The 20,364-nt window shown below is 65.1% G+C and carries 11 protein-coding genes and 2 pseudogenes; 8 read left to right on the top strand and 5 right to left on the bottom strand.

What is annotated here, in order from left to right; genetic code table 11:
- Positions 1-372: 372 nt before the first annotated feature.
- Entirely contained in the window at positions 373-1,011 is a 639-nt protein-coding gene (locus ACZK2V_RS10165) for a hypothetical protein (RefSeq protein ID WP_071229331.1), read from the top strand.
- Positions 1,008-2,483, top strand: a complete 1,476-nt coding sequence (locus tag ACZK2V_RS10160) for an XVIPCD domain-containing protein (protein ID WP_486323231.1) — start codon at positions 1,008-1,010, stop codon at positions 2,481-2,483. The genes ACZK2V_RS10165 and ACZK2V_RS10160 overlap by 4 nt, the downstream gene beginning before the upstream one ends.
- A gap of 144 nt (positions 2,484-2,627) precedes the next feature.
- Here the strand turns inward: ACZK2V_RS10160 and acnB are convergent.
- The 3 genes and pseudogenes from acnB to ACZK2V_RS10145 all read right to left on the bottom strand — a co-directional run bounded on the left by acnB (position 2,628) and on the right by ACZK2V_RS10145 (position 5,888).
- Positions 2,628-5,218, bottom strand: a pseudogene (gene acnB, locus ACZK2V_RS10155) (bifunctional aconitate hydratase 2/2-methylisocitrate dehydratase).
- 40 nt (positions 5,219-5,258) lie between these two features.
- Positions 5,259-5,657, bottom strand: a complete 399-nt coding sequence (locus ACZK2V_RS10150; protein WP_008267153.1) for a type II toxin-antitoxin system VapC family toxin — start codon at positions 5,655-5,657, stop codon at positions 5,259-5,261.
- 6 nt (positions 5,658-5,663) lie between these two features.
- The gene (locus ACZK2V_RS10145) at positions 5,664-5,888 is read right to left on the bottom strand and encodes an AbrB/MazE/SpoVT family DNA-binding domain-containing protein (protein WP_005409505.1); all 225 of its coding nucleotides are present in this window, start codon (positions 5,886-5,888) and stop codon (positions 5,664-5,666) included.
- Positions 5,889-6,190: 302 nt separating this feature from the next.
- Here ACZK2V_RS10145 and acnA point away from each other — a divergent pair, with 302 nt between their 5' ends.
- Positions 6,191-8,944 (top strand): aconitate hydratase AcnA, encoded by a 2,754-nt coding sequence (gene acnA / locus ACZK2V_RS10140; RefSeq protein ID WP_071229327.1) that lies wholly within the window; start codon positions 6,191-6,193, stop codon positions 8,942-8,944.
- 110 nt (positions 8,945-9,054) lie between these two features.
- On the opposite strand, the gene ACZK2V_RS10135 is transcribed toward acnA, so the two are convergent.
- Positions 9,055-10,605 carry a BCCT family transporter gene (locus ACZK2V_RS10135; protein WP_032129837.1) on the bottom strand — a complete coding sequence of 517 codons (1,551 nt, stop codon included), beginning with the start codon at positions 10,603-10,605 and terminating at the stop codon, positions 9,055-9,057.
- A gap of 170 nt (positions 10,606-10,775) precedes the next feature.
- Between ACZK2V_RS10135 and betI the strand changes: the two genes are divergently transcribed.
- From betI to rpfF, 5 genes and pseudogenes are all read left to right on the top strand, one after another.
- Entirely contained in the window at positions 10,776-11,366 is a 591-nt protein-coding gene (gene betI / locus ACZK2V_RS10130; protein ID WP_005416394.1) for a transcriptional regulator BetI, read from the top strand.
- Between the two features lie 38 nt (positions 11,367-11,404).
- Complete coding sequence (gene betB / locus ACZK2V_RS10125) at positions 11,405-12,877, top strand: betaine-aldehyde dehydrogenase (protein ID WP_486323230.1); 1,473 nt, start codon at positions 11,405-11,407, stop codon at positions 12,875-12,877.
- A gap of 101 nt (positions 12,878-12,978) precedes the next feature.
- Positions 12,979-14,660 (top strand): annotated as a pseudogene (gene betA, locus ACZK2V_RS10120) (choline dehydrogenase).
- A gap of 222 nt (positions 14,661-14,882) precedes the next feature.
- Complete coding sequence (locus tag ACZK2V_RS10115) at positions 14,883-16,559, top strand: long-chain fatty acid--CoA ligase (RefSeq protein ID WP_032129834.1); 1,677 nt, start codon at positions 14,883-14,885, stop codon at positions 16,557-16,559.
- 199 nt (positions 16,560-16,758) lie between these two features.
- Positions 16,759-17,628 (top strand): diffusible signal factor synthase RpfF, encoded by an 870-nt coding sequence (rpfF, locus tag ACZK2V_RS10110; protein ID WP_012480080.1) that lies wholly within the window; start codon positions 16,759-16,761, stop codon positions 17,626-17,628.
- 12 nt (positions 17,629-17,640) lie between these two features.
- On the opposite strand, the gene ACZK2V_RS10105 is transcribed toward rpfF, so the two are convergent.
- Complete coding sequence (locus tag ACZK2V_RS10105) at positions 17,641-20,364, bottom strand: response regulator (protein WP_107432705.1); 2,724 nt, start codon at positions 20,362-20,364, stop codon at positions 17,641-17,643.

Genomic DNA, 20,364 nt, shown 5'->3' with positions numbered 1-20,364 from the left:
GCTGGACACCTCCAAGAGACGTCAGGCGCAATTGCCGATCCGCCGGCAGCACCTTCGACCATTGATGTTTCAACGGCGCTGCTCGAGGCTGGACCCTGCCGCAAGCCATGCGCGCCAAACGGGAGGCCCGCAGGACACCGACTTGGAGCGCGGCTGGAGCGGGTCGTATAGTCAGGTATCGCACAGCAATGGAACGCCGATGAACGTTACCCCGCAAGGCCGCGCTGCTCGGGTACGCAGGGAGGGAGGTCCGGGTAACGGGCAATACCCACTGCGCAACCTGTCGCATTTGCCCGGATGGGGCGCCGTCGTTCGTGATGAGACCGCATGTTCCAGGGATCAAGGAAAATCCTGCAGCGACATGGACCGCTCATGCTGAAAGTTCTCCCGACCCTTGCTCACGTTTGGTTGATCGCCTCGATCACAATGGCCGTTCCGGGCTGCAACAAGGAACGCTCATACCCGGTCTATCGCGAGAATCCGGCGCCAAAGGATGCGCTGCCGATTGTGATTCGGGTCCATGATGCACCCGTGGATGTCCCCGTTCCTTCGGTCTTCGTCACGTATGAGATAGACCCACTCTGTCTCCCTCCGGTCAACAATTGGGAGGGGGTGCAGTACGAGCCGAACCAGCACAAGGTTGAGCTTCAGGCACAGCGCCTCAGTGCCACTGAATTCAGCAGTGTTGTATTCAACGATGGCATGGAAGTTGCCGACTATTACGGTCGCGGCCCGTGCACTTGGACACCCGTGCTCGTGGAAGCTTCATTCGCCTTCATCATCGATGATCGCCCTATCCAAGCAACCGCATGGACTTCATTCACAAAGCTTGAAACCGAGAAACTCGCTACTACCTACGTACATCGCGCCTTACGCCCCATGACTTCAGGGGGATCGCCAGAGTGGACGCCTACCGAGCCTTCGACTTGGTACGAGAAGATGCCTCAAGATAAGCGAAAGGATTACTTCCCAATCGAAATCTCCACACGGACTGAAGGAACAGCCCAATGAATCCTGGAGCAAATGCAGCCCTCTCAGATCATGTCTATAAGGATCCGCTCCCTGCGCCCAAGGCCATTGTTACCATTGCCGGGACGGAATATCGTGTATTGGCCAGCCTAAACTCCGCCACCGGCTACCAAGGCGTCATTTACCATAATCTCGAATCCAAAGAAGTAATCGTCACCCATCGCGGTACCGAGTTTGATCGCCAGCCTCTGATTGACGGCGGCATCGACGCTGCGATGGTCACCGCAAGAGTCAACGCACAACTCGGTGATGCCCTCGCACTGACCAAGCAGGCGATCGATCTGGCTAAAGAGAATGGGTATGGTCCGGTGTACGTCACCGGCCACTCGCTGGGCGGCGCGCTCGCCCAGATCACTGCACACCACTACAACCTCCCCGGCGACGCATTCAATCCTTACGGTGCTGCCGGGCTGGCGTATCGCCTTCCTGAGGGCCAGCCGGCCAACGCGGCGCCCTTCACCAACCATGTGATGGCAGGCGACCTGGTCAGTGCGGGCGGTCCTCATTACGGCAAGGTCGAGATGTATGCGCAGCCCAGGGAACTGGAGGTCCTGCGCAACGCCGAGCACGGCCAGCGCATCGCCTCGCTTGGAACACCTGGGATGAAAAGCGGCCATGTCATGTCCGCCGCGGTGGCGGTCCAGTTGGGCGACTCCCATCGATTGGTTCATTTCCTTGATCGCGTGACCGACAAGGGCCCGGTGCAGTCTGTACTGGACAATCCCCAGGCCCGGATCACAGATCCTGAAGACCTGCGCCGGATTGTCGACTACCGCAGTGATGTTCATCAGTTGCGCGCAGGCGCGACCGTGCTGGTCGGCGGCGGACCTGGCCTGCTGCGCGACGGGGTCAATTACCTGCGCGGTATTGAGGAAGCCGGTGCATATGCCCGCCGCGAGGCTGAAGCGGAGCAGCGGGCCCAGAATGCGCTCAGGCCGGGGGAGCAACTGACCCAGGATGCAACCGACAAGGGCTCGCCCTCTCTCGGCAATCCCGGCTTCTCTCCCAGGAGTCCATTGCAGGAGAGCATTGAGTCAACCTTGGACAAGGCAGGCTTGGATCCCAGGAAGGAAGGCCATCCAGACCATGTGCTCTACCAGCAGATCCGCGATGGTGTATCCGCCCTGGATGCCAGGCACGGGCGCAGCTTCGATGAAACCAGTGAGCGCATGACGGCCAGCCTGCTTGCGACGGCCAAGAGCAGCGGCCTCGAACGCGTTGATCATGTGGTCCTGGGCAGTCCACCCAGCGATGACTCGGGCCCTCGCCTGTTCGTTGTGCAGGGAGCACCGGGCAATCCGGCACACCTGCGGGCGTCGGTTCCGATCAGCGAGGCAATCAATACGCCGGTAGAGCAGTCGATCGCCAAGGCCGAACAGATTGCGCAGGCACAGCAGGTCGGTCAGCAAGACCACGCCCAGGAGCAGACCCGAACCGCGATGCGCATGGGCTAGGCCACCTGGCCGGGCACAATAAAAACCCGGCTTTCACCAGAGGTTCTTCGTTTCAACGGGTTGTCGGCCAGCGGCCGGCACTACCATGCGTCATCCGCTCACAAAAAAACCCCCGGCGCGAGCCGGGGTTTTTCAGTTACCGCATCAGGCGGCGACCGTCTTGGCCACGTCCTGGTATTCCTCGATCTGGTCGAAGTTCATGTAGCGGTAGATCTCCGCACCATTGGCGTTGATCACGCCGATGTCCGCCATGTACTCGTCCTTGGTCGGGATGCGGCCCAGACGCGAGCAGATCGCCGCCAGTTCCGCCGAACCCAGGTACACGTTGGTGTTGCGGCCCAGGCGGTTCGGGAAGTTGCGGGTCGAGGTCGACATCGCGGTGGAGCCTTCGCGGATCTGCGCCTGGTTGCCCATGCACAGCGAGCAGCCCGGCATTTCCATGCGTGCACCGGTGGCGCCGAAGGTGCCGTACACGCCTTCCTTGGTCAGCTCCGAGGCATCCATCTTGGTCGGCGGGGCCACCCACAGGCGGGTCGGCAGGTCACGCTTGCCTTCCAGCAGCTTGGCAGCGGCGCGGAAGTGACCGATGTTGGTCATGCACGAACCGATGAACACTTCGTCGATCTTGGCGCCGGCCACTTCGGACAGGGTCTTCACGTCGTCCGGGTCGTTCGGGCAGGCCACGATCGGCTCGTGGATGTCGGCCAGGTCGATCTCGATGACGGCAGCGTATTCGGCATCGGCATCCGGCTCCAGCAGCTCCGGGTTGGCCAGCCACGCTTCCATCTTCTCGATACGGCGCTGCAGCGAACGCGGATCCTGGTAACCCTCGGCAATCATCCACTTCAGCAGGGTGATGTTGCTGTTGAGGTACTCGATGATCGGCTCCTTGTTCAGGCGCACCGAGCAACCGGCCGCCGAACGCTCGGCCGAGGCGTCGGACAGTTCGAACGCCTGCTCGACCTTCAGTTCCGGCAGGCCTTCGATTTCCAGGATGCGACCGGAGAAGATGTTCTTCTTGCCAGCCTTGGCCACGGTCAGCAGGCCCGACTTGATCGCGTACAGCGGGATCGCGTTGACCAGGTCACGCAGGGTCACGCCCGGCTGCATCTTGCCCTTGAAGCGCACCAGCACCGACTCCGGCATGTCCAGCGGCATCACGCCGGTGGCAGCGGCGAAGGCGACCAGGCCCGAACCGGCCGGGAACGAAATGCCCACCGGGAAACGGGTGTGCGAGTCACCACCGGTACCGACGGTGTCCGGCAACAGCATGCGGTTGAGCCAGCTGTGGATCACGCCGTCGCCCGGACGCAGCGAGACGCCGCCACGGGTGGAGATGAACTCTGGCAGAGTGTGGTGGGTCTTCACGTCCACCGGCTTCGGGTAAGCGGCGGTGTGGCAGAACGACTGCATCACCAGATCGGCCGAGAAGCCCAGGCAGGCCAGGTCCTTCAGCTCGTCGCGGGTCATCGGTCCGGTGGTGTCCTGCGAGCCGACCGAGGTCATCTTCGGTTCGCAGTAGGTGCCCGGGCGCATGCCCTGGCCTTCCGGCAGGCCACAGGCGCGGCCAACCATCTTCTGCGCCAGCGAGAAGCCCTTGCCGGTATCGACCGGCTGCACCGGCAGGCGGAACAGATCGGTCGGGGCCAGGCCCAGCGCTTCGCGCGCCTTGCCGGTCAGGCCTCGGCCGATGATCAGCGGAATGCGGCCACCGGCGCGCACTTCGTCGAACAGCACTTCGGACTTGACCTGGAACTCGGCGATCACTTCACCGTTCTTCAGCGCCTTGCCTTCGTACGGACGCAGCTCGACCACATCGCCGTGCTCCATCTTCGACACGTCCAGCTCGATCGGCAGTGCACCGGCATCTTCCATGGTGTTGTAGAAGATCGGGGCGATCTTCGAACCCAGGCAGACGCCACCGGCGCGCTTGTTCGGGATGAACGGAATGTCATCGCCGGTCCACCACAGCACGCTGTTGGTGGCCGACTTGCGCGAGGAACCGGTGCCGACCACGTCGCCAACGTAGGCGACCAGGTGACCCTTGTCCTTCAGCGACAGGATCTGCTGGATCGGGCCGCGCTTGCCGTCTTCTTCCGGGGTGAACGGCGCGTCGTCGCGCTTGTTCTTCAGCATCGCCAGGGCGTGCATCGGGATGTCCGGGCGGGTGGTCGCGTCCGGTGCCGGCGACAGGTCGTCGGTGTTGGTTTCGCCCGGCACCTTGAACACGGTGACGGTCAGGCTCTGCGGCACTTCCGGGTTGCTGGTGAACCACTCGGCGTCGGCCCAGCTCTGCAGCACGGCCTGGGCGTTGGCGTTGCCGGCCTTGGCCTTTTCCTGCACATCGTGGAAGGCATCAAATACCAGCAGAGTCTTCTTCAGACCGTTGGCGGCGATGGTGCCGACGCTGGCGTCGTCCAGCAGCTGCACCAGAGGGGCAACGTTGTAACCGCCGAGCATGGTGCCCAGCAGTTCGGTGGCGCTCCACGGCTGATCAGGGGGTTCTGCTCGCTGCCCAGGGCGATCGCCGCCAGGTACGAGGCCTTGACCTTGGCCGCGTCATCGACGCCGGCCGGCACGCGGTGGGTCAGCAGGTCGAGCAGGAACTCGGCCTCGCCCTGCGGCGGGTTCTTCAGCAGTTCGATGACATCGGCCGTCTGCTGCGCGCTCAGCGGCAGCGGCGGGATGCCAAGCGCAGCGCGCTCGGCGACGTGGTGGCGGTAGGCTTCCAACATGACAACTCCCGGGTAATGCGTAGGTTGAAAAAAAGTGGGCTCAGGCTTGCGGCACGATCAGCTTCAGGCCCTTGAAGTAGTCGCGGTAAAACGTGTCGTTCCAGGTGATCAGGCCATCGCACTGCAGCAGTGCGTGGGCGCCGACCATGAATTCGTCCAGGCTGCGGCGGCTGCCGCTGCGCTGGCGGTGGCGGCGGTGCATCTCGCCGGCGCGCAGCGCCGACTTGGCTTCCATCGGGTTGAAGTGCACGCCCATTTCTTCCAGCGCTTCGAGCACCTCGGCACCGCCACGCAGCGATGCGCAGACTTCGGCCAGGGTCGCGCCGCAGACCACCACGCGGCCACCGACCAGGCTCTGCCTGAGGATGGCTTCCACGGCATCGGCCTGCGGGCCATTGCTGAGCAGCTCGACCAGCACCGGAGAGTCGACGGCGATCATCACGGCTTATTCCTCGTCACGCACCGCACGTACCGCTGCGTCGGACGATTCGAAACCGTCCAGCGCGAACTTGCCGCGCGCCCGTGAAATGGCATCGTCAACACTCTTGCGCAGGATGATGCGGCTGCCGTCCAGCTCGACCTTCAGCAGCGTGCCCTTGGTCAGGCCGAGGGCATCACGCACCGCCTTGGGCAGGGTGATCTGTCCGCGTTCTGCAACAGTGGCTTCCATCGGTAGGCCCTCCAGAGTATGCACAAATTATACATACTTCCCCGGGCATACTTCCACCCTGAACAGGACCGGCACCCCGCCAGCCCTTGCCTCGCAAAGGATCGGCCACAAACGTGACATACGCCATACACCTTCCCCTGTAGTCTGGAACCGATGCCGCAGGCCGGAACCCGGCCCGGGTGAATCCATTCAGTTTCGGGTTCATACTGGAACCACCGGGGCCGTCAGGCCTGCGGCGACCGCAAGCAGGTCCGCCCATGCGCGGGCCACTGCAAGCCATCCGCAAGAAGGAGTTACCCCGCATGAGCGATTCGTTCTCCACCCGTAGCCAGCTGAACGTCGGCGGCAAGACCTACGACTACTTCAGCCTGCCCACGCTGGGCCAGCGCTTCGATATCTCCCACCTGCCCTACTCGATGAAGATCCTGCTGGAGAACCTGCTCCGGCACGAGGACGGCGGCATCACCGTCGGCAAGGACCACATCGAAGCCGTGGCCCGCTGGAACCCGGCGGCCGAGCCGGACACCGAAATCGCCTTCATGCCGGCGCGCGTGGTCCTGCAGGACTTCACCGGCGTGCCCTGCGTGGTCGACCTCGCCGCGATGCGCGACGCGGTGGTCAAGCTCGGCGGCTCGCCTGAGCAGATCAACCCGCAGATTCCCTCCGAACTGGTCATCGACCACTCGGTGCAGGTCGATGTGTTCGGCAAGCCGGACGCACTGGACCTCAACGGCAAGATCGAATTCCAGCGCAACCAGGAACGCTACGGCTTCCTGCGCTGGGGCCAGAAGGCCTTCGATAACTTCAAGGTAGTGCCGCCGAACACCGGCATCGTCCACCAGGTGAACCTGGAGAACCTGGCCCGCGTGGTGATGACCGCGGACAAGGACGGCAAGGCGGTCGCCTACCCTGATACCGTGTTCGGTACCGACAGCCACACCACCATGATCAACGGCATCGGCGTGCTGGGCTGGGGCGTGGGCGGCATCGAAGCGGAGGCGGCCATGCTCGGCCAGCCGTCGTCGATGCTGATCCCGCAGGTGGTCGGCTTCAAGCTGACCGGCAAGCTGCCCGAGGGCGCCACCGCCACCGACCTGGTGCTGACCGTCACCCAGATGCTGCGCAAGCTGGGCGTGGTCGGCAAGTTCGTCGAGTTCTACGGTGACGGCCTGCAGCACCTGCCGCTGGCCGACCGTGCCACCATCGGCAACATGGCGCCGGAATACGGCGCCACCTGCGGCATCTTCCCGATCGACGCCGAGTCGCTGAACTACCTGCGCCTGTCCGGCCGCAGCGAAGAGCAGATCGATCTGGTCGAAGCCTATGCCAAGGCGCAGGGCCTGTGGCACGAACCGGGCAGCCCGCACGCGCAGTACAGCACCACGCTGGAACTGGACATGGGCACGGTGAAGCCGTCGCTGGCCGGCCCGAAGCGCCCGCAGGACCGCGTGCTGCTGGAAGACGTGCAGAAGAACTACCGCGAAGCCCTGGTCGGCATGACCGCCAACCGTGACAAGCGCAGCGACGACGTCTCGTCGTTCGTCAATGAAGGCGGCGGTGCCGCAGTCGGCAACGAGCAGCTGGCCAAGGGCTTCGCCGATATCGAGATCGAGAACCGCAAGGTGCGGCTGAAGGACGGTGCGGTGGTCATCGCCGCCATCACCTCGTGCACCAACACCTCCAACCCGGCGGTGATGATCGGCGCCGGCCTGCTGGCCCGCAATGCGGCCGCCAAGGGCCTGAACCGCCAGCCGTGGGTCAAGACCTCGCTCGGGCCGGGTTCGCGTGTGGTCACCGACTACCTGGAAAAGGCCGGTGTACTGAAGGAGCTGGAGAAGATCGGCTTCTACGTGGTCGGCTACGGCTGCACCACCTGCATCGGCAACTCCGGCCCGCTGCCGACCGAAGTCAGCGCCGGCATCGCCACCGGCGACCTGGTCGTCACCTCGGTACTGTCCGGCAACCGCAACTTCGAGGGCCGCGTGCACCCCGAAGTGAAGATGAACTACCTGGCCAGCCCGCCGCTGGTGGTGGCCTATGCCATCGCCGGCACCACCGACATCGACCTGACCACCCAGCCGCTGGGCACCGGCAGCGATGGCCAGCCGGTGTTCCTGCGCGACATCTGGCCGAGCAACAAGGAAATCGGCGACGTCATCGCCGCCACCATCGGCCCGGAGATGTTCAAGCAGAACTACGCCGATGTGTTCAAGGGTGATACCCGCTGGAACACCATCGCTTCTCCGGACGGCAACCTGTACGAGTGGAGCGATGCCTCTACCTACATCAAGAACCCGCCGTACTTCGATGGCATGACCATGCAGACCGGCAGCATCGACGATGTGCACGGTGCACGCGTGATGGGCCTGTTCGGTGATTCGATCACCACCGACCACATCTCCCCGGCCGGCAACATCAAGAAGGACTCGCCGGCAGGCCGCTTCCTGCAGGAACGCGGCGTGCAGCCGGCCGACTTCAACAGCTACGGCAGCCGCCGCGGCAACGATGACGTGATGGTCCGCGGCACGTTCGCCAACATCCGCATCAAGAACCTGATGTTCGGTGGCGAGGAAGGCGGCAACACCCTGTACTACCCGGCCGGCGGCGGCCAGCCGGAGAAGCTGGCGATCTACGATGCAGCCATGAAGTACAAGGCTGACAAGGTGCCGCTGGTGGTGTTGGCCGGCAAGGAATACGGCACCGGCTCGTCGCGTGACTGGGCGGCCAAGGGCACCCTGCTGCTGGGGGTGAAGGCGGTCGTGGCCGAGAGCTTCGAGCGCATCCACCGCTCCAACCTGGTCGGCATGGGCGTGCTGCCGCTGCAGTTCCGCAACGGCGAGAACGCACAGAGCCTGGGCCTGGACGGTTCGGAAGTGATCGACATCACCGGCCTGCAGGACGGTGCCAGCAAGCGCGCTACGGTCACCGCGACCAAGGCCGACGGCACCAAGAAGACCTTCGAAGTCTCGGTGATGCTGCTGACCCCGAAGGAAGTCGAGTACTTCCGCCATGGTGGCCTGCTGCAGTACGTGCTGCGCCAGTTGGCAGCCAAGTAACTGGTAGCGCCGGGCCATGCCCGGCGGATCCCGGAAGCAAACGCAAAGGGCCGGATCCTCACAGATCCGGCCCTTTGCTTTGGCGTTCGCCGGGCATGGCCCGGCGCTACCTACCGCCGCGGGGCGTCCGGGTCGGTGCGCAGGGCCTTCAGCAGGCCCCACATGTAGAACGCCAGGGTGAACGAGAACGGCAGGCCGCACAGCACCACCGCGGTCTGCATCGCACTGAAGTTGCCGGCCAGCAGCAGGCCGACGCTGGCCACGGTGATGCCGGCCGCCCAGAACACGCGCAGCCAGATCGGCGCGTCGTGGCCATCCTCCACGCCGTCGTCAACGCGACGGGTGCACAGGTTGGCGATCATCAGCGTGCCCGAATCGACCGGAGTCAGGAACAGCACGAAGCCGATGACCACTGCGGCGCCGGCCACGTACGGCGCGGCGGGCAGGTACTCCAGCAGCTTGAACAGCGTCATCGCCGCATCATGCTGGGCCACGTCCCCCAGGATCGCCTGGCCGTGGTTGAGCACCAGGTCGATGGCGGTGTTGCCGAAGATCGACAGCCAGGCCAGGGTGAAGCCGAGCGGGATCAGCAGCACGCCCATGATCACTTCGCGGATGGTGCGACCACGCGAGATGCGCGCCACGAAAAGACCGACGAACGGCGCCCAGGCGATCCACCACGCCCAGTAGAACAGCGTCCACGAGCCCATCCACTCACGGCCCTTCGGGTCGTTGAGGTACATGTCGAAGCTCTTGCGCACGAATGCGCCGAGATAATCGCCGGTGTTCTGGATCAGACCATCGAACAGGTGCAGGGTCGGGCCGGTGACCAGCACGAACAGCAGCAGGCCGCACAGCAGGCGCACGTTGAGGTTGGAGAGCCAGGCAATGCCCTTCTCCACACCCGCCACCACGCCGATGGTGGCCACCACCATCATCACCAGCACGATTGCCACCAGCACCTGCGGCGTATCCGGAATGTGGAACAGGTAGACCAGGCCGGACTGCACCACCAGCGCGCCGATGCCGAGGTTGGTCACCATCGAGATCAGCGTGGCAAGGATGCCGAAGCCATCGACCATGTCGCCGATGCGGCCATGGATGCGCTCACCGAAGATCGGGTACAGCGCCGAGCGCAGCGCCAGCGGCAGGTCGCGGCGGTAGGCGAAATAGCCCAGCGCCACGCCGACCAGCGCATACAGCGCCCAGCCGTGCAGGCCCCAGTGCAGGAAGGTCAGCACCATCGCCTCGCGGCCGGCGGCCACGGTCCCGCCGGGCTGCCCGGGCGGATTGAGGAAGTGGTCCAGCGGCTCGTAGGCGCCGTAGTACAGCAGCGCGATGCCGATGCCGGCCGAGAACAGCATCGACACCCAGGCCACGTAACCGAACGCCGGTGATTCCTCGTTGTGGCCCAGGCGGATGCGGCCATACGGTGAGAACGCCAGCCACAGCACGAAGCCCAGGCACAGCACGATCAGCAGCATGTACCACCAGCCGAACGCCGCCGAGACTTCGGCCTGCGCCCACTGCAGCCAGTGCTCGCTGCTTTCGGGATAAAGAACGGTGAGCAGCCCGAGGATGCCGATCGACACCGAAGAGCTGAAGAAGACAAAACGGTTCAAGCGCAGGGGCGAACGCTTGGGATGAGCCAGGGAAGACATGGGGTCGTCTCATCAAGTCCGAGGGGGCACATGGGCGGGGCCGGACCGGTAAACCGGGCCCATGGCGTGGGGCGCGAGCGCATCCTAGGGTTTATTGATTGAACGTTCAATCAATAAAAAGCATAATGGCGGGCAGCCCGATCCTTCGGGTCGCAATCCGTGGAGAGACAATGCCGAAGAAAGGCGTGGAACCGGTACGGCGCGAGCAGCTGATCCGGGCCACTTTCCAGACCATCGACGAGATCGGCATGGCCGATGCGACCGTCGCCACCATCGCGAAGAAAGCAGGGCTGTCCAGCGGCATCGTCGCCCACTACTTCGGCGACAAGGACGGCCTGCTCAATGCTGCAATGCGGCAGATCCTGCGTGAACTGAAGGACGCGGTCGCCCGCTACCGTGCCGACGCTGGCGATGACCCGCGCGAGCAGCTGCGCGCCATCGTCGACGGCAACTTCGACGACAGCCAGATCAACGGCACCGCGATGCGCGTCTGGCTGACCTTCTGGGCCGCCAGCATGCACCAGCCGGAACTGGCCCGGCTGCAGCGCGCCAACGACCAGCGCCTGTTCTCCAACCTGTGCCACCAGTTCAACCGCCTGCTGCCCCACCCGCAGGCCCGCCTGGCCGCCCGTGGCCTGGCCGCGATGATCGACGGCCTGTGGCTGCGCGGCAGCCTGGTCGGCGGCCAGTTCAACGCCGAGAAGTCCCGGCGCATTGCTTACGGCTACATCGACTTCCAGTTGCAGGCTGTCGCGCTATAAGCGCTTCAGCACCCGCCCCCTTCCAAGGAGTACGCCCCATGACCACCCTGCCCGTCCAACAGCTCTACATCCACGGCCAGCGCGTCGATGCCACCAGCGGCAAGACCTTCAAGACCGTGAACCCGGCCACCGGTGGCGTGATCGCTGAAGTGCAGGTCGCCAGCCAGGCCGACGTCGAACGCGCCGTGCAGAGCGCGGCCGAAGGCCAGAAGGTGTGGGCGGCGATGACTGCCATGGAGCGTTCGCGCATCCTGCGCCGCGCCGTCGAGATCCTGCGCGAGCGCAACGACGAACTGGCCCACCTGGAAACCCTGGACACCGGCAAGGCACTGGCCGAAACCACCACCGTGGACATCGTCACCGGTGCCGACGTGGTCGAGTACTACGCCGGCCTGGCCACCGCCATCGAAGGCATCCAGCTGCCGCTGCGCGAATCGAGCTTCTTCTACACCCGCCGCGAGCCGCTGGGCGTGGTCGCCGGCATCGGCGCCTGGAACTACCCGATCCAGATCGCCATGTGGAAGTCGGCCCCGGCCCTGGCCGCCGGCAATGCGATGGTGTTCAAGCCGTCCGAAGTGACCCCGCTGACCGCGATCCGCCTGGCCGAGATCTACACCGAAGCCGGTGTGCCGGCCGGCGTGTTCAACGTCGTGCAGGGCCCGGGCCGCGAGATCGGCCAGTGGCTGACCGAGCACCCGGTGATCGAGAAGATCTCCTTCACCGGCGGCGTCGCCACCGGCAAGAAGGTCATGGCCAGCGCCGCATCCTCGTCGCTGAAGGAAGTGACCATGGAGCTGGGCGGCAAGTCGCCGCTGGTGATCTGCGATGACGCCGACCTCGACCGCGCCGCCGACATCGCGGTGATGGCCAACTTCTTCAGCTCCGGCCAGGTCTGCACCAACGGCACCCGCGTGTTCGTGCCGCGCAGCATGCTGGCCGCGTTCGAAGCCGCCGTGGTCGAGCGCGTCAAGCGCATCCGCATCGGCGACCCGATGGCCGCCGAGACCAACTTCGGTCCGCTGACCAGCTTCCCGCACATGGAAAACGTGCTGCGCTACATCGAAAGCGGCAAGGCCGAAGGCGCTCGCCTGCTGACCGGCGGCGGCCGTGCCACCGAAGGCGCGCTGGCCAATGGCGCCTACGTGCTGCCGACCGTGTTCTCCGACTGCCGCGATGACATGACCATCGTCAAGGAAGAGATCTTCGGGCCGGTGATGAGCATCCTTGCCTACGACGACGAAGACGAAGTGGTGCGTCGTGCCAACGACACCACCTTCGGCCTCGCCGCCGGCGTGGTCAGCAAGGACATCAGCCGCGCCCATCGCATCATCCACCGCCTGGAAGCCGGCATCTGCTGGATCAACACCTGGGGCGAATCGCCGGCCGAAATGCCGGTCGGCGGCTACAAGGAATCCGGCGTCGGCCGTGAGAACGGCATTTCCACCCTCGGCCACTACACCCGCATCAAGTCTGTGCAGGTGGAACTGGGCGACTACGCCAGCGTGTTCTGATCGGCGCGCCGCGAGCGCGCACCTTCGTCCGGCCACTGCGCCGATCCGACATTCCGCCGGGACGCCTGCACGCAGCGCGCCCCGGCCTGCAGGAGACACCCATGAGCACCCATAACGAGTACGACTACATCATCATCGGCGCCGGTTCGGCCGGCAACGTGCTGGCCACCCGCCTCACCGAAGATGCCGATGTCAGCGTGCTGCTGCTGGAAGCCGGTGGCCCGGACTACCGGCTCGACTTCCGTACCCAGATGCCGGCGGCACTGGCCTTCCCGCTGCAGGGCAAGCGCTACAACTGGGCGTACAAGACCGATCCCGAGCCCTTCATGAACAACCGCCGCATGGACTGCGGCCGTGGCAAGGGGCTGGGTGGCTCGTCGCTGATCAACGGCATGTGCTACATCCGCGGCAACGCGATGGACTACGACAACTGGGCCAGCATGCCCGGCCTGGAAGACTGGACCTACCTGGACTGCCTGCCGTACTTCCGCAAGGCCGAAACCCGTGACATCGGCCCCAACGACTACCACGGTGGCGAAGGTCCGCTGCGGGTGACCACGCCGAAGGCCGGCAACAACGAGCTGTTCGCCGCGATGGTCGAGGCCGGCGTGCAGGCCGGCTACCCGCGCACCGACGACCTCAACGGCTACCAGCAGGAAGGCTTCGGCCCGATGGACCGCACGGTGACCCCGAAGGGCCGTCGTTCCAGCACCGCCCGCGGCTACCTGGACCTGGCCAAGCCGCGCCCGAACCTGACCATCGTCACCCACGCGCTGACCGACCGCATCCTGTTCTCGGGCAAGCGTGCGGTGGGCGTGCAGTGGCTGCACAACGACCAGCCGCAGCGTGCCACCGCCCGCCGCGAAGTGCTGCTGTGTGGCGGCGCCATCGCCTCGCCGCAGATCCTGCAGCGCTCGGGCGTCGGCCCGGCCGACCTGCTGCGCAGCCTGGACATCGACCTGGTGCACCACCTGCCGGGCGTCGGCGCCAACCTGCAGGATCACCTGGAGATGTACCTGCAGTACGAGTGCAAGAAGCCCGTCTCGCTGGCGCCGGCACTGAAGCTGTACAACCAGCCGGCCATCGGTGCCGAGTGGCTGTTCCTGGGCACCGGCATCGGCGCCAGCAACCAGTTCGAGGCCGGTGGCTTCATCCGCAGCGACGCCGAATTCGACTGGCCGAACCTGCAGTATCACTTCCTGCCGGTGGCGATCAATTACAACGGCTCCAACCCGATCAAGGCACACAGCTTCCAGATGCACGTCGGTTCGATGCGCTCGCCCAGCCGCGGCCGCATCCACGTGCGTTCGAAGGATCCGCGCGAACATCCGAGCATCCTGTTCAACTACATGTCGCACGACCAGGACTGGCGCGAGTTCCGCGCGGCGATCCGCATCACCCGCGAGATCTTCGCGCAGCCGGCACTGGCACCGTACAGCGGCCGCGAGATCTCCCCCGGCAGGCGCTGCAGACCGATGCGCAGATCGATGCGTTCGTGCGCGAGCATGCCGAGACCGCCTACCACCCGTCGTGCTCGAACAAGATGGGCCATGCCGATGACCCGATGGCGGTGGTCGACGGCCAAGGTCGCGTGCACGGCCTGGAAGGCCTGCGCATCGTCGATGCCTCGATCATGCCGCAGGTGGTGACCGGCAACCTCAACGCACCGACCATCATGATGGCCGAGAAGCTGGCCGACGTGATCCGTGGCCGCACCCCGCTGGCCCGCAGCACCGCGCCGTACTACAAGGCCAACGGCGCACCGGTACGCAAGCAGGGCTGACGCAAGCGCCCCGCTTGGGGCCACGGTAGTGCCGGCCGCTGGCCGGCATCCACCGGAATCCCGATCGAGCGCAGATGCCGGCCAGCGGCCGGCATTACCAAGCAAAGAGGCCCTTCGGGGCCTCTTCGCGTTTTCCCTACGGCGGGGTATGCTGCAATGAACGGCCATTGTGGATACGCTCAGGGCCGTAACCTAAAACATCACGATTCCTGGAGGGGGAATATGAGTCTGGATCGTCCCTGGCTGCAGAGCTATCCGAAAGGCGTTCCCGCCGAAATCGACGTCAACGAATTCCATTCGGTCGCCTCGGTCTTCGACGCTTCCGTCGCGAAATTCCGCGACCGTCCCGCCTACTCCAGCTTCGGCAAGGTCCTTACCTATGGTGAGACGGACGCGCTGGTCACCCAGTTCGCCGCCTACCTGCTGGGTGAGCTCAAGCTCAAGAAGGGTGACCGCGTCGCCCTGATGATGCCCAACTGCCTGCAGTACCCGGTGGCCACCTTCGGCGTGCTGCGCGCCGGCCTGACCGTGGTCAACGTCAACCCGCTGTACACCGCGCGCGAACTCAAGCACCAGCTGGTTGATGCCGGCGTCAGCGCCCTGGTGGTGGTCGACAACTTCGGCGACACCGTCGAACAGGTCATCGCCGATACGCCGGTCAAGCACGTGGTCACCACCGGCCTGGGCGACCTGCTCGGCGCCAAGGGCGCGATCGTCAACTTCGTGCTGAAGTACATCAAGAAGATGGTGCCCAACTACCACATCAAGGGCGCCGTCCGCTTCAAGCAGGCGCTCAAGCTGGGCAGCCGCCACGCGCTTCCGCCGGTCGAGATCGACCACGACGACATTGCCTTCCTGCAGTACACCGGTGGGACCACCGGCGTGGCCAAGGGTGCGATGCTGACCAACCGCAACCTGATCGCCAACATGCAGCAGGCGTCGGCGTGGCTGTCCACCTCGGGCATCGAGCCGGGCAAGGAAGTGATCATCACTGCCCTGCCGCTGTACCACATCTTCGCGTTGACCGCGAACGGGCTGGTCTTCATGAAGTTCGGTGGCTGCAACCACCTGATCACCAACCCACGCGACATGAAGGGCTTCGTCAAGGAGCTCAAGGGCACCCGCTTCACTGCCATCACCGGCGTCAACACGCTGTTCAACGGCCTGCTCAACACCCCGGGCTTCGACGAGATCGACTTCTCTTCGGTCAAGTTCACCCTGGGCGGCGGCATGGCGGTGCAACGTGCCGTGGCCGAACGCTGGAAGAAGGTCACCGGCGTGACCCTGGTCGAAGCCTATGGCCTGACCGAGACCTCGCCCGCGGCCTGCATCAATCCGCTCACCCTGCCCGAGTACAACGGTGCCATCGGCCTGCCGATCCCGTCCACCGATGCCTGCATCAAAGACGACAACGGCAACATCCTGGCGCTGGGCGAAGTGGGCGAGCTGTGCATCAAGGGCCCGCAGGTAATGAAGGGCTACTGGCAGCGTCCGGAAGAAACCGCCACCGCCATCGATGCGGACGGCTGGCTGCACACCGGCGACATGGCGAAGATGGACGAACAGGGCTTCTTCTACATCGTCGACCGCAAGAAGGACATGATCCTGGTGTCCGGCTTCAACGTGTACCCGAATGAGGTCGAAGACGTCATCGCGATGATGCCGGGCGTGCTGGAAGTCGCCGCCGTCGGTGTCCCGGACGAAAAGTCCGGCGAAGTGGTCAAGGTCGTGATCGTGAAGAAGGACCCGAACCTGACCGCGGAAATGGTCAAGGAACATGCGCGGGCAAACCTGACCGGTTACAAGCACCCCAGAATCGTAGAATTCCGAAAGGAGCTGCCGAAGACCAACGTCGGCAAGATTCTCCGTCGCGAGCTGCGTGATACGCCCGCCCAGTAAGGGTTTCCGGGCAACGGGAGAGTGCAGGGACCCCGCCGGAGACGGCGGGGTCTTTTTATTGCCGGAACATGGCCGGCCCGGCGCTTGCGGGCGGTTCACGACGGGTGCATAGAATCAGTCGCCGCCGCACGTTCAGCCCGCCCCCTCACTCCTCTCCGTCCGCTCTGCGGTTGGCCGGACGGTCACACGGAGAACTCCCATGTCCGCAGTACGCCCCATCATCACCCGTCCCTCGCAGCACCCTACCCTGCGTATCACCGAAGAACCCGAGCGGGATGTCTACTGGATCCACATGCACGCCAACCTGGTCAACCAGCCGGGCCGGCCGTGCTTCGCCTCGCGCCTGGTCGATGACATCGTCGACTACCAGCGCGAACTGGGCGATCGCCTCAGCGCCTCGCACGCTCTGTCACCCCATGTCGTTCTTGCCTCGGACAGCGACGTGTTCAACCTGGGTGGCGATCTCGAACTGTTCTGCCGCCTGATCCGCGAGGGCGACCGTGCCCGCCTGCTCGACTATGCCCAACGCTGCGTGCGCGGCGTGCATGCCTTCCATGCCGGCCTGGGCACCCGTGCCCACAGCATCGCCCTGGTCCAGGGCAATGCACTGGGTGGCGGCTTCGAGGCCGCACTGAGCTGCCACACCATCGTCGCCGAGGAAGGCGTGCTGATGGGCCTGCCCGAGGTGCTGTTCGACCTGTTCCCGGGCATGGGCGCCTACTCCTTCCTGTGCCAGCGGATCAGCCCGCGCCTGGCCGAGAAGATCATGCTGGAAGGCAACCTCTACACCGCCAGCCAGCTGAAGGAGATGGGCCTGGTCGACATCGTGGTGCCGGTGGGCGAAGGCGTTGCCGCGGTCGAACAGGTGATCAAGGAAAGCCGGCGCATTCCGCACGCGTGGGCGGCGATGCGTGAGGTCAACGAGATCGCCACCATGGTGCCGCTGCATGAAATGATGCGGATCACCGAGATCTGGGTGGACACCGCCATGCAGCTCGGCGAGAAGTCCCTGCGCACCATGGATCGGCTGGTACGGGCGCAGGCCCGGCGCAATGGCGACCCGGCCTGACCGTCTGGCGGGTCAGGACGGGCTGCGCTCGCTGTCGTCGCGGTGCGATGCTCCCGCACTACGGGCAGCCAACGCATTCCTGCCGTTGCGCAGGGCAGTCGCCAGGCTGCCGAGGCGGGCGTTCCATTCACCCTTCAGCTGCCAGTCCGCCATGCGCATGATTTCGCCACTGGATGCGGCAACCTGGACAAGCCCCAGGTTGCTCGCCACACCGCGCAGCGCGTGTGCGTGCTCGCGGAAATCCTCCCAGGCCTGGTGCTCGCCGCAGCCCTGCAGCTGGCCCATGCTCGCGTCGACGTCCGCCAGGCACTGGTCGATGAACTTGCGTTCGAAGCCATCGCCCATGCCCAGCGACGCCAGCTCGTCCAGCACCGCGGTATCGAGCACGCCATCGCCAACCGGCAATGCCGGCACCGACTGGATGCCGGACTCGGCGCGGGTATTGGCGGCGACATCGGCCAGCACTTCCAGCAGACGGGTGGCCACCACGGGCTTGGCAAGGAAGGCGCGGGCACCGGCCTGCTCGCAACGCAGGATGGACTCGGGGGTGACGTCTGCGCTCAGCACCATGACCGGAACGTAAGGCATGCCACTGGCCTGCATCACCCGCAACTGCTTGAGCAGGTCCAGTCCGCTCATGCCGGGCATGTGCAGATCGACGATCGCTGCGTCGTAACTGGCCTGCTCCAACGCGTCGAGCACTTCGGCGCCGCCATTGACGCAGGTGACCTTGTGGCCGGCCTTCTCCAGCAACCGCTGCAGCACCATGCGGTTGGCCTCGTGGTCGTCGGCGACCAGAACCCGCAGGCTCCGCACCCGTGCACGATGGCGCAGGAAGGGGTTGGAAAACGCGATGACATTGCCGGCTTCAGCCACCTCGGACGGAACCGCCGGGGCTGATGAGGTGTCTGCGACGTCCAGCGTGATCTCGACCCAGAACACGCTGCCACGCGGGCTGTTCGGCGCATAGCCGACCTGCCCGCCCATCGACTCGACCAGGCCCTTGGCAATGGCGGTGCCCAGACCGGTGCCTTCATGGCGCCGGGCCAGGCCGACATCGCCCTGCTCGAAGGCATTGAACAGGCGTCCGCGCAACGCCACCGGCACGCCGATGCCGGTATCGACGATCTCGAATCGCAGGCGCATCCGCTCGCTGCCCAGCGCATCGGGGCTGGACACGCGCAGATGCACGTAGCCGCTGTCGGTGAACTTGACCGCGTTACCCATCAGATTGAGCAGGATCTGCTGCAGATGACCGGCATCACCCAGCAGGCGCGGCGGCACGTTGTCATCCACCTGCACGCGATAGTCCAGCGATTTGGAGCGGGTCTGCGGGGTCAGGATCAGGTTGATCGCCTGCAGCACGTCGGCCAGCGCGAACTCGTGCCACTCCACGCGCACCTTGCCGGCTTCGATCGCGGAGATGTCCAGCACCTCTTCCACCAGCGCCAACAGGCTGCGGGTCGAGGCCTGGATGGTGTTCAGGCACTCGCGCTGTTCGTCGTCCAGGCGGGTGGTGGCCAGCACTTCGGTCATGCCGGCCAGCCCGTTCAACGGCGTGCGGAACTCATGGCTCATGTTGGCCAGGAAACGGCTCTTGGCTTCGTTGGCCTGGCGCGCCTCTGCCACCGCCCGGGTCAAGGCATGCAGCAGCGAATCGAAGTACAGCGGAATCGCGCCCAGGCCCAGCAGCAGGCCCCAGCCCAGATAGTCGTGGCCGCGCCAGTACGGCGACAGCATCACCGTGCACAGGAAGGCCAGGCAGCCCATGGCCGTGGCCACGCGCAGGTAGGTGCTGCCGTAGCGCATGCCGTTGCCGATCGTGACCCACAGCATCACCGCATACAGCGGTGCCGCCGGCTCACCCTGGATGGTCATGATCCAGGCCATGCAGGTGTAGTCGGTCAGCATGCCGATCACCCGGCGCACATGCGACACACCCGGATTGACCAGGATCGCGGTCAGCAGGCCGGCGGAAATGGTCAGCTCGAAGGCGAGGATCAGCCACGTCGCAGTAAGTGCCTCACCGCCGCCGCTCAGCGAGCGCCAGCCTAGATAGCTGATGAACAGCGCCGTGATGATGATGCGGATCAGGTTCTGCGCGTGCTCGCTGTCCTCGCGCCCGGACAGGCGTTGCTTGAAGCGTGCCAGCAGCGAGCGCTTGTCGGAGCCAGCGGCGGGAGTCGTATCCATGGTCGGATGTCGCATCCTTCGGCGCAGCAGGGAAGAGCAGCACAACGGTACTGCCAGCAACCCCAACCACAGGGAAATGGCCAGCCCCAGGTTGGCCTGCCAGTAAGGGGTCAACAGCACGGTGGTGCCGAAACTGACCATCGCCAGCACGATGGCAGCGGCCAGGTAACGCGGCCCGAAGCGCAGGCCGTTGCCCACCGTGACCCACATCACCACCGCATACACCCACGCCAGCGGCTCACCCATCTGGATCATGCCGACCGCGATCAGGCCGTAATCGGCCAGCATTCCGGCCACCCGCCGCGGATCGGAGCGCTCCGGCTTCCACAGCAGCCAACCGAACAGCAGCAGCGAAAGTCCCAATCCGGTCAGTACCGTCGCCAGCACGCCCTGGTACTGCTCCAGACGGTGCAGGCGCGCACCGGACAGCAGCACATAGACCAGGATCAGCGAGATCAGCACCACCCGCACGATCGCCTGGCCATGTTCCGAATCCGGACGCTGCGCCAGCCGACGCCTCACGCGTGCGAACAGGTCCTGCAT

This window comes from Stenotrophomonas sp. 93052_Sma (genome assembly GCF_056481145.1).
Note: the sequence above shows the minus strand (reverse complement) of the source record. Positions and strands in the feature narration are given on the sequence as shown.